9 protein-coding genes are annotated in these 10,759 nt (G+C 37.1%); 5 read left to right on the forward strand and 4 right to left on the reverse strand.

Annotation, left to right across the window (positions count from 1 at the left end; genetic code table 11):
- Positions 1 to 278 precede the first annotated feature (278 nt).
- Genes UC75_RS18870 through cysN form a run of 3 tightly spaced genes read left to right on the forward strand, consistent with a single transcriptional unit; the run spans position 279 to position 2,955 of the window.
- Complete coding sequence (locus UC75_RS18870; protein ID WP_002117520.1) at positions 279 to 410, forward strand: hypothetical protein; 132 nt, start codon at positions 279 to 281, stop codon at positions 408 to 410.
- Positions 403 to 1,311 (forward strand): sulfate adenylyltransferase subunit CysD, encoded by a 909-nt coding sequence (gene cysD, locus UC75_RS11680; RefSeq protein ID WP_049837691.1) that lies wholly within the window; start codon positions 403 to 405, stop codon positions 1,309 to 1,311. Before UC75_RS18870 ends, cysD begins: the two co-directional genes overlap by 8 nt.
- A gap of 30 nt (positions 1,312 to 1,341) precedes the next feature.
- Positions 1,342 to 2,955, forward strand: coding sequence for a sulfate adenylyltransferase subunit CysN (cysN, locus tag UC75_RS11685; protein WP_049837692.1), 1,614 nt, complete (start codon positions 1,342 to 1,344; stop codon positions 2,953 to 2,955).
- 53 nt (positions 2,956 to 3,008) lie between these two features.
- Here cysN and UC75_RS11690 read toward each other — a convergent pair whose 3' ends face one another.
- On the reverse strand, positions 3,009 to 3,557 hold the full coding sequence (locus tag UC75_RS11690) for a DUF2239 family protein (protein WP_049837693.1): 549 nt from the start codon (positions 3,555 to 3,557) through the stop codon (positions 3,009 to 3,011).
- A gap of 222 nt (positions 3,558 to 3,779) precedes the next feature.
- Here UC75_RS11690 and UC75_RS11695 point away from each other — a divergent pair, with 222 nt between their 5' ends.
- A complete protein-coding gene (locus tag UC75_RS11695; protein ID WP_049837694.1) occupies positions 3,780 to 4,292 on the forward strand; it encodes a hypothetical protein in 513 nt (170 codons plus the stop codon).
- A 41-nt stretch (positions 4,293 to 4,333) separates the two neighbouring features.
- Here the strand turns inward: UC75_RS11695 and UC75_RS11700 are convergent, their stop codons facing one another.
- The 3 genes from UC75_RS11700 to UC75_RS11710 form a co-directional block, all read right to left on the reverse strand.
- Positions 4,334 to 5,671 (reverse strand): CitMHS family transporter, encoded by a 1,338-nt coding sequence (locus UC75_RS11700; protein ID WP_004793962.1) that lies wholly within the window; start codon positions 5,669 to 5,671, stop codon positions 4,334 to 4,336.
- A 570-nt stretch (positions 5,672 to 6,241) separates the two neighbouring features.
- The gene (locus UC75_RS11705) at positions 6,242 to 7,567 is read right to left on the reverse strand and encodes a hemolysin family protein (protein WP_004793961.1); all 1,326 of its coding nucleotides are present in this window, start codon (positions 7,565 to 7,567) and stop codon (positions 6,242 to 6,244) included.
- 112 nt (positions 7,568 to 7,679) lie between these two features.
- Complete coding sequence (locus tag UC75_RS11710; RefSeq protein ID WP_004703082.1) at positions 7,680 to 8,669, reverse strand: LysR family transcriptional regulator; 990 nt, start codon at positions 8,667 to 8,669, stop codon at positions 7,680 to 7,682.
- A gap of 588 nt (positions 8,670 to 9,257) precedes the next feature.
- Between UC75_RS11710 and UC75_RS11715 the strand changes: the two genes are divergently transcribed.
- On the forward strand, positions 9,258 to 10,759 hold a 1,502-nt coding region (locus tag UC75_RS11715; RefSeq protein ID WP_228137312.1), incomplete at its 3' end, for an isocitrate lyase.

The raw sequence follows: 10,759 nt of genomic DNA on the forward strand, positions 1-10,759 counted from the left end.
GAACGTAAAATGTTCGGTTTCTAAGAATAGATCATGTTTTAGAAAAGAGAAGCTATAAAAGCTTCTCTTTTTTTATGGTTTTTAGAGAAATCTAAAGACTAGAACATGATTTGCTTAAGTTGGCTACACAAGCTACGATTGCAAAGTTGCGCAAGTGAATCAGTATATTACATGTATATGATGAAATCGAATATCAATATGAAAAAACAAGCAAAAGGAATCGGTTTTAAATCACTATAATGCATAACTAATGCTATAAGCCATATAAAGGCTTGTGGTTGGATTATCTATCACGAAAAATTGGAGTTGTTATGGCACTCGTTCCTCCACATGGTCTTCTAGGTGGTGGTTTAATACTACTTCTAGATTTTATGGGCAAAATGGATAGAGAAGGACGTGTTCATGACTGAATCAAGACTCACACATCTCAAGCAACTTGAAGCTGAAAGCATTCATATTATCCGTGAAGTTGCTGCTGAATTTGAAAATCCAGTCATGCTTTACTCAATTGGTAAAGACTCTGCGGTAATGCTTCACCTTGCATTAAAAGCATTTTATCCAGCGAAACTTCCATTTCCTTTATTGCATGTAGATACAGGTTGGAAGTTTAAAGACATGATCGTGTTTCGCGATAACATGGCAAAAACGCATGGCTTTGATTTAATCGTTCATCAGAACAAAGAAGGTCGTGAAGCTGGAATTAATCCATTCGATCATGGTAGTTCAAAATATACAGATATTATGAAAACCCAAGCTTTAAAACAGGCTTTGGATAAATATCAATTTGATGCTGCTTTTGGTGGTGCACGTCGTGATGAAGAAAAATCACGCGCGAAAGAACGTGTTTATTCATTCCGTGATAGTAAGCACCGTTGGGACCCGAAAAACCAACGTCCTGAACTTTGGAATCTTTACAATGGTAAAGTGAACAAAGGTGAAAGTATTCGTGTATTCCCTTTATCTAACTGGACTGAGTTGGATATCTGGCAATATATCTATTTAGAAAATATTCAAATCGTTCCACTTTATTTCTCTGCTGTTCGCCCAGTAGTAGAGCGTAGCGGTACATTAATCATGGTTGATGATGAACGTATGCGTTTAAAAGAGGGTGAAGTTCCACAGATGAAGTCTGTACGTTTCCGTACGCTTGGCTGTTATCCATTAACTGGTGCAGTTGAGTCTGAAGCAGATACGTTACCTGAAATTATCCAAGAGATGCTTTTAGCCACTAGTTCTGAGCGTCAAGGTCGTATGATTGACCATGATGAAGCGGGCTCAATGGAAAAGAAAAAGCAAGAAGGCTATTTCTAAGACAATTTCTAAATTTGTGGAGTTTGAGCAATGTCTCATCAATCAGAATTAATCAGTCAAGATATCTTGGCCTATTTAAAGCAACATGAACAAAAAGACCTTCTGCGTTTTTTGACTTGCGGTAACGTAGATGATGGTAAAAGTACACTTATTGGACGTTTACTCTACGATTCAAAATTGATTTATGAAGATCAATTGCAAGCTGTAACGCGCGATAGTAAAAAAGTAGGAACCACAGGTGATGCACCAGACTTGGCATTACTTGTAGATGGCTTACAAGCTGAGCGTGAGCAAGGTATTACCATTGATGTGGCTTACCGCTATTTCTCAACTGAAAAGCGTAAGTTTATTATTGCTGATACCCCAGGACATGAGCAATATACCCGTAACATGGCAACTGGTGCGTCAACTGCTGATCTTGCAATTATCTTGATTGATGCGCGTTATGGTGTGCAAACTCAAACTCGTCGCCATACGTTTATTGCTAGTTTACTCGGTATTAAAAATATCGTTGTTGCTATCAATAAAATGGACTTGGTTGAGTACTCTCCTGAACGCTTCACTGAAATTCAGATTGAATATGATGCTTTCGTAAGTCAGTTAGGTGATCGTCGTCCAGCCAATATTCAGTTTGTACCGATTTCTGCTTTAAATGGCGATAACGTAGTAAATGTTTCTGAGCATACAGCTTGGTACAAGGGTCAAACCTTGATGAGCATTCTTGAATCTGTGGAAATTAGTCGTGAATCAAACAAGCACGAATTCCGTTTCCCTGTTCAATATGTGAACCGTCCAAACCTCGATTTCCGTGGTTTCGCTGGTACTGTCGCTTTAGGTGAAATCAATGTTGGTGATGAAATTGTTGCATTACCATCAGGTAAGCGCTCAACAGTTAAAGAAATCGTAACATTCGATGGAAATCTAGACCAAGCTGTTGCAGGTCAAGCGGTTACATTAACGTTGAATGATGAAATTGATATTAGCCGTGGAAACGTATTAGTACGTGCAGGTGAACAACCATTAATTTCTCGTAGTGTTCGTGCTTCAGTAGTATGGATGAATGAACATCCATTGGTGAAAGGCAAGCTGTACAACGTTAAGATTGGTACACAAACTGTCCCTGCCAAAGTAACTAATATTCACTATCGTGTGAATGTGAATACGCTTGAGCATACTCAGGTTGAAGAGCTTGAATTAAATGCAATTGCAGATGTTGTTGTTGAGTTTGATGCACCAGTCGTATTTGACCAATATCAAGATTCACGATACACAGGTTCATTTATTTTTATTGATCGTTTAAGCAATGTAACGGTTGGTGCGGGTATGGTTGAGTCTGCGGTAGAGTGGACTGCACATAGCAATCCTGTTACTGCTGAAGATCGTGCTGCACGTTTAGGTCAAAAACCTGCGGTGATTGGGGTTTCTGCACAGTTAATCGAGAAAGCTCAAGTTTTAGAAAGTTTATTGATCCAACAAGGTGTGGTTGCGATTGCAAAAGCCAACTTAACTGCTGAGCAAATTACTTTAGTGCGTGAGACAGGTGTTGTGATTATCACTACGGCTGTGGATGGCACAGATACAGAAGTTACTGCTGAAACTGTTGAAGAAGCAGCTGAAAAAGTTGTGGAATTAGTCCGTCTTTAATAGACTGAATTGATTTTGAGAAAACCCGCGTAAGCGGGTTTTTTTTATTGGGTTCAGAAAATATTTTGAGTTTTTAAAGTTAAATATTCTCTCAAATCTTTAGGATAGCTCTGAATCATCTTTAAAAATATATCTCGATCGCCTTGATATAAGGCGCGTGTTGCTTCCTCATAATTTGGCATATTACCCAACATCGCAGACATAAAACGGTCGATGGCTTGTTTAGCGAGCATAATATTGCCTTCAGAATTTGGATTATTTAACTCTTTATCAATTAACTTACGAATTATTGCTGATGCACTTGCACTTTGTTGATCTAACCAATCCCAATGTTTTTTCTGTAAAGTGATTTCACGAGAAATTACTCCGAGTTTAGGTCGTCCAACTTTTTTAATTTCTTCTGGTTCAGCATAACGTTGTTGAAATTCTTGTTCCGAACCAGAAAGATCAAGATCAATTTGTTGACCTGTTTGATCATTAAAAACCAGAATATTTTCCGTTGTTTTCGGAAGACCTTTAAGTTTTTTTGCAAGCTCAACTAGGGAGTCACTCGCAATAAGCGTGCTTCCAGTGAAAGCAGTATAGGTGATTTTAGTATTCATTTTAGCTGTATATTTTTATCTGGGTAAAATAATATTATCAGGGTAAAATTCATTTGGCAAATAATTAATTTTATAACCAAAGAATTATTTGATTTTATGAGGGTAGTCTATGAAGTTAGGACTATAAAAATAGTCAAGATAATAGGCTATTTAAAATTTTATTCTGCTTTGATATCGCTTTTATGAGACAATGTTTTTTTATATTTGTGTATTAGGACTCCCATGATTGAGCAATCTCCTGAATCTTTAAGCGATATCGAAATTTTAGACATTTTACAGTCTATGAAAAAAGATAAGCTGGATACGGAAGCAAATGAGATTATCCGTAATGGGGGGAAAGCTGGGCGTCAAGAAGCACATAAACAGGCTTTAGTTGCGTTGAATGCAAACTTTGAAGAAAAGTTTGTAGAAGCTGCTACGCTGGCATTAGGCTTGAATTTAGGTCAGGCGAAAAAGATTCGTTATAAAAAAGACCGTATCCGTATTTTTAAAGCACGTGGTATTGATTATTTAGCTATTGATGGTGCGGAAACCGCTCAGGTTTTAGCTCAAGTTGCTCAAGCGATTAGTCGTGAAGATGCAATCGTGACTGAAGGTCTACACAATATTTTTCCATTTTGGAAAGAAGGTTGGCCAATGGTTCAATTTGATAATGCTTATAAAATTTTAGACGAAGACATTACATTGCATTTTCAAATTGTGTTAGATCACTTAATTGAATATGTACAGAAATAAAAAAAAGCCCCGATTGGGGCTTTTTTATTGCATACGAATAATTAAAGCGTGCTAAACAGTGGGAAAACACCAATCACTAAAGCAGTACCCATTAATACCATACAAGTTATGAATGCCCACTTTAAAGTGAACTTTTGATGGTCAGCAAAATCAACTTTAGCAAGACCACATAACAAATAGGTTGATGGAACAAGAGGTGATAGCAAGTGTACAGGTTGACCTACAATCGAAGCGCGAGCAATCGCTTCTGCACTAATACCATAATGTGAAGCAGCTTCAGCAAGAATAGGTAAAACGCCATAGAAGAATGCATCATTTGACATAAAGAATGTCAAAGGCATACTCACTAAAGCTGTGATCGGTGCAAGGTATGGACCCATGCTTGGAGGAATCATTGCGACGAATTCTTTAGACATCGCCTCAACCATACCTGTGCCAGATAAAATACCTGTGAAAATACCCGCTGCGAAAATTAAGCCCACAACAGCTAAGACACTGTCCGCATGCATTGCAATGCGCTTTTTCTGCATATCAACATCTGGGTAGTTAATGAGCATTGCGATACAGAACGCTATCATGAACAACACAGACATAGGCAAAATGCCTTTGATCAAAGCAATCATAAGAAGGATTGTGAGCACCATATTTACTTTACGTAAATGTGGGCGAGTCGCTTCAGGATCTTTCGATACGGTAATATTGTCGCCATGGTGAGTTTCAAGTTCAATAACGCCTAAACGTTTTTGCTCGTAACGACCATATAGGTACGCCAAAAAGAATAACCAACCAATACTAATGACCATAGGGATAATCATTGGTACGAAAATGTGGCTTGGGTCAACTTGCAGGGCACTTGCAGCACGAGCTGTAGGGCCGCCCCATGGTGTTAGGTTCATTACACCACTACATAACAGCATAAGTGCAGTCATGATGAGTGTATTCATTCCTAGGCGTTGATAAAGTGGCAGCATTGCAGCTACACAAATCATATAGGTTGTTGAACCATCACCATCTAAAGAAACCATTGTGGTTAAGAACACAGTTCCTAGTGTGATTTTTAGAGGATCACCTTTAACCTTTTTTAAAATCCATTTAACCGGTGGATCGAAAAGACCTGCATCGATCATTAAGGCAAAATATAAAATTGCGAATAAAAGCATTACGCCAGTTGGCGCTAATTTTTTGATGCCATCCAGCATCATCTCACTGAGACCTTTGAGTTCAATGTGACTTAAACTTTCAAAGTAGTGACCTAGGCCCCAGGCAACAAGAGAAAAAATAAATGGGATGAGAATTAAAGCAATAATAGGGCTTAAACGTTTGGACATGATTAAGTACATGAAGCACAAAATCATGCCAACACCAAGTAATGTCAGCATACAATCAATCCTTTGCCTATAGTTTTACTGAACAAGTTTATTCAAAACTCTGACCTTGGTTATTCTTATTAATTTTTATTAAAAAGACAAATAATATATTTAGTTTATTTGGTTAATATATATTCAGTTGGAGAGGTATATTTAGGCGAAATACTGAACATATATATTAAGATTATAGTAAGCTTATAATAAATGTGATTCATTATAATAGATTATAAAGGTTTTATAAAATTTAAAATTATATGATATTTTTTTAAATTATATATGGTTTGATGGAGGAAATGAGAAGAAGAACCATTTAAAGACTTGCTTTGAGCTAAGTTCCATAAGTTCTGAGGTAATGTAAATTGGGACTTAACTGCTTAGTGGTAATTGAGATATATGGATTATTCTATTATTTTTCAGTATTTAAGATTTAATATAAATGATGATTTAAATAATATTGCTTTTAGATTAAAAGAGCAACTTGAATTTATGAATCTAAAATAATTATTACACATATTTGAAAAATTTATTTAGATTTAAAAAAATACCCCACATAAAATTGTGAGGTATTTAAATTAATATAAATCAGTTGTCATCAATTGATGAATGTACTTCAGTTTGTTCTAAAATTCGAGTTACAAGAAGTTGGTCAATTTTAAAATGATCGACATCGACTACTTCAAACTTGTATCCACCAAATTCTACAAAATCTGCCGGACGTGGAATTTTGCGTAGGCGGTACATCATGAAGCCTGCTAAAGTTTCATAATTTTCTTCATCAGGCATTTCGTCAATTTCAAGCGCGTGTCTTAAGTCATCAATTGGTGTGCTGCCATCAATTAACCATGAGTTGTTGTCACGTTTAATAATTTGTTGCTCTTCATCAATTGGGGTGACCCAGTCGCCCATAACCGTAATCATAATATCGCTTAAAGTAATAACACCTACGACAAGCGCATATTCGTTTATCACAACCGCAAATTTTTCTTTTGTAGAACGGAAACGATCAAGTAATTCCGAGAGGGTTAGGGTGTCAGGAATCATCAAGACAGTACGAATGGTTGATTCATTCAATTGAGTTGGGGATTGATTGTTTAAAATGCGAACAAGAAAGTCTTTTGCATCGACGTAACCAATAACTTGATCAATATTTTCATTACATACCAAAAATTTTGAATATGGATACTCTGCTAATTTTTGGCGAATGCTATCTTCATGTTCATTTAAAGTGAAATAAACAACATTTTCACGTGTAGTCATGCTTGAAGGTACGTTACGTTCTTCTAATTCAAAAACATTCTCGATAAAGTGATGTTCTTGTTTTTGAAGTACGCCTGCTTGAGCACCTGCATCCATTACTGCTGAAATATCATCAAAAGTAATGTTATCTTCTCGTGTTGTATTTACTTTAAACAAGCGGAATAGCAGGTTGGCAATAGCATTAATTCCCCAAGCTAAAGGTTTGCAAATCTTAATAAAAACTTGAATTGGGTTAATAACACTAATTGCAATTTTTTCAGGTGCAATCATAGCCAAACGTTTTGGCATAAGATCGGCAAATAAAATAAAGAGTGAGGTCACTAGGGTGAAGGAAAGGGCAAAACCGATCGTTTGTGTCCAAGGGCCTGTGTAAAAGCGGTCCACTAAAGTGACGAAATAAGGACGAAAAGCAGCTTCACCCAAAATACCGCCTAAAATCGCAACTGCATTTAGACCAATTTGAGAGGCTGCAAAAAAGTCAGCAGATTGTTCTTGTAAATCTAGTACTTGTTGGGCGCGTTCTTCACCCGCTTCGGCTAGAATTTTTAGTTTAACTTTTCTGGCACCTGCTAGTGCAATTTCAGTTAAAGATAAAAAGCCTGCTCCGATGATAAGCAGTACGATGATAATGATATTTTGAAAGAGACTCACAAATCACCTGAGATTCATCATTATTATGACTATGTTTTAACATAAAAAAGCGCTGAGGTAATCAGATTGATTGCTCAGCGCTTGAAGATAGGACAATTAAATTAAAATTTATTTAATAGTGAGAAAATTGTGAATTATTGGTTAGAAATTCACGGTTTTCTTCTTCAATCATTTGACGAGCAACAAATAAGATAAGTTGGCGCAGCCAGCGATGAGCAGGGTGATGATGTAACAACGGACACCAAGCCATTTTAAGTTCGAACTCTGGAATATAAAAAGGAGGATCCTTTATAACCAGTTTAGGATTCTGTGTTTGTAGGCGTGCCATGCGTGTTGGTAATGTAGCAATAAGATCTACATTTTGAGCAAGTAAAGCAGGCATTTGGTAGTGGCGAGTAAATACAGAAATTTTACGACGTTGACCAATACGTTCTAATGCTTGATCAATCCAGCCTAAACCACCTTGTTTGTCAGGGTTTACACCAAAACCTACACCCATACCTGTTTTAGAAACCCAGATATGTTGTGCATCTAAATAGCTTTTTAAATTTAAATGGGTCACAGCAGGGTGTTTGTCGTTCAGAATACAACTGAAACTATCACGCCAAACTAAAACCTGATGGAAACTTTGCGGTATTTCATTAAATCTATTAATTGCAAGATCAACTTTACCTTGTTCCATATCTCTATAAGACACATCACTCGGTGTAAGAAAATCAAGAACAACGTTTGGAGCTTCAGAGCGGAGCGCTTTGACAAGACGAGGAACTAAAGTTGCCTCAGCATAGTCAGATGTCATAATGCGGAAAACGCGATTACTTGTATAAGGGCGGAATTCGGTACGGGGTTCCAAAATCATGGAGAGATCAGAAAGGGCATCACGAATACGAGGCTGTAATTCAAGTGCACGTTCTGTTGGAGTCATGCCTTCGGACGAGCGGATAAGAAGAGGGTCATTAAATAAATTACGCAATCGACGTAAAATATTACTCATTGCAGGCTGAGTTACCCCAAGCTGTTCGGCTGCGCGTGTAACATTTTTTTCACGAAGAAGTACATCAAGATATATTAATAGATTAAGATCTACTCGCTCCAGATTCATAAAAAAAATACCGAAAATAAAACCCTGAAATTGTTTCAAATTATGCCATATCTAATAACTATTGTGTGAAAAAATGATGAGAAAAACGACATTTTTTGTAGGAATTAAGTAGGGGGGAGAGGTACTTCAAAGGCTCGATTTTATTGTCTTTGCTACGTTTTTAAGTATGAGGGAGATAAATAGAATATATTTATATATAACTAACTACTTTCTAGCATGTAAATTGACTTTTTACATTGGCAAAAATAGCCTAATTTACAATTGACTTTTTAACTTAAAAATGGCTGGAAAAACTTCAAAAATTGTATAAAAATAAGACTTACTAGGTTTTTAGAATAAAATTCTATACTCCTTTAGAATAATTTTATTTTTATAAACAAAGTGTTAATGTTTTTGGTTTTATCTATAATATCGATTTATTGGTATATTTTTTAAATAAATACTGAAGATTAATAAAGGATATTGGATTAATTGATTGGCTAAGTCTAAGCTGTGTTCATGAGGAAGCAGCTGGTGTCATAAGAAATTTAAGTAACGTGACTCTAGGCTTCAATCGATGAAATCCTAAAATGAATACAGGACAATATCATGACTACATATCAAACAGCGATTGATGCAGTACGTCAATTAAAAGCAAAATTCGGCAATACTTGGGCAGACATTAGCCCAGAAGATGCTGCTCGTATGCAACTTCAAAACCGTTTCAAAACTGGTTTAGATATTGCTAAGTATACAGCTGCGATTATGCGTCGTGATATGGCTGAATACGATGCTGACTCAAGCAAATATACTCAATCATTAGGTTGCTGGCATGGTTTCATCGCACAACAAAAAATGATTGCGAACAAAAAATATTTCGGTACTACAAGCAAACGTTATATCTACCTTTCTGGTTGGATGGTTGCTGCTCTTCGTTCAGAATTTGGTCCACTTCCTGACCAATCTATGCACGAAAAAACTTCTGTTCCTGCATTGATCGAAGAAATCTATACTTTCTTACGTCAAGCTGACGCAAAAGAATTAAATGATTTATTCCGTGCACTTAAAAAAGCAAACGAAGCTGGTGATACTGCTAAAGCTGCTGAAATCACAGCTCAAATCGACAACTTTGAAACTCACGTTGTGCCAATTATTGCGGACATCGATGCTGGTTTCGGTAACGAAGAAGCGACTTACTTACTTGCTAAGAAAATGATCGAAGCTGGTGCTTGTGCGCTTCAAATCGAAAACCAAGTATCTGATGCTAAACAATGTGGTCACCAAGCTGGTAAAGTAACTGTTCCACACGAAGACTTCATCGCTAAGATCCATGCATTACGTTATGCATTCTTAGAAATGGGTCTTGATGACGGTATCATCGTTGCGCGTACTGACTCTGAAGGCGCTGACTTGACTCAAAAAATCCCAGTGGTTAAAGAGCCTGGTGACATCGCTTCTCAATACATCAGCTACTTAGATACTCAAGAAATTGATATTGCTGATGCTCAAGAAGATGAAATCTTAATCAAGCGTGATGGTAAACTACACCGTCCTAAGCGTTTAGCTTCTGGTTTATATCAGTTCCGTGCTGACACACAAATTGACCGTGTTGTACTTGACTGTGTATCTAGCCTTCAAAACGGTGCTGACCTTCTTTGGATCGAAACTGCGACTCCAAACGTAGAAGAAATCGCACACATGGTTAACCGTGTTAAAGAAGTTGTTCCAAATGCTAAGCTTGTTTATAACAACAGCCCATCATTCAACTGGACTTTAAACTTCCGTCAACAAGCTTACGACCGTTGGGTTGCTGAAGGTAAAGACGTTTCTGCATATGACCGTGCTAAATTAATGAGCGCTGAATATGATAATACTGAATTAGCTGCTGATGCAGACGCTAAGATCCGTACATTCCAAGCAGATGCTTCTCGTGAAGCGGGTGTGTTCCATCACTTGATCACACTTCCGACTTACCATACTGCTGCTCTTTCTACACATGAGCTTGCACAAGGTTACTTCGGTTCTGAAGGTATGTTGGCTTATGTTGCTGGCGTACAACGTAAAGAAATCCGTGGTGGTATCGCTTGTGTTAAACACCAAGCAATGGCGGG

The sequence above is a fragment of the Acinetobacter sp. V2 genome, assembly GCF_001188385.1.
Taxonomy (GTDB): Bacteria; Pseudomonadota; Gammaproteobacteria; order Pseudomonadales; family Moraxellaceae; genus Acinetobacter; species Acinetobacter oleivorans.

What these genes read in the sequence shown, in the direction of transcription:
- cysD (WP_049837691.1), top strand. Translation starts at nt 403, where the DNA reads ATGACTGAATCAAGACTCACACATCTCAAGCAACTTGAAGCTGAAAGC.
- cysN (WP_049837692.1), top strand. Translation starts at nt 1,342, where the DNA reads ATGTCTCATCAATCAGAATTAATCAGTCAAGATATCTTGGCCTATTTA.
- UC75_RS11690 (WP_049837693.1), bottom strand. Translation starts at nt 3,557, where the DNA reads ATGAATACTAAAATCACCTATACTGCTTTCACTGGAAGCACGCTTATT.
- UC75_RS11695 (WP_049837694.1), top strand. Translation starts at nt 3,780, where the DNA reads ATGATTGAGCAATCTCCTGAATCTTTAAGCGATATCGAAATTTTAGAC.
- UC75_RS11700 (WP_004793962.1), bottom strand. Translation starts at nt 5,671, where the DNA reads ATGCTGACATTACTTGGTGTTGGCATGATTTTGTGCTTCATGTACTTA.
- UC75_RS11710 (WP_004703082.1), bottom strand. Translation starts at nt 8,669, where the DNA reads ATGAATCTGGAGCGAGTAGATCTTAATCTATTAATATATCTTGATGTA.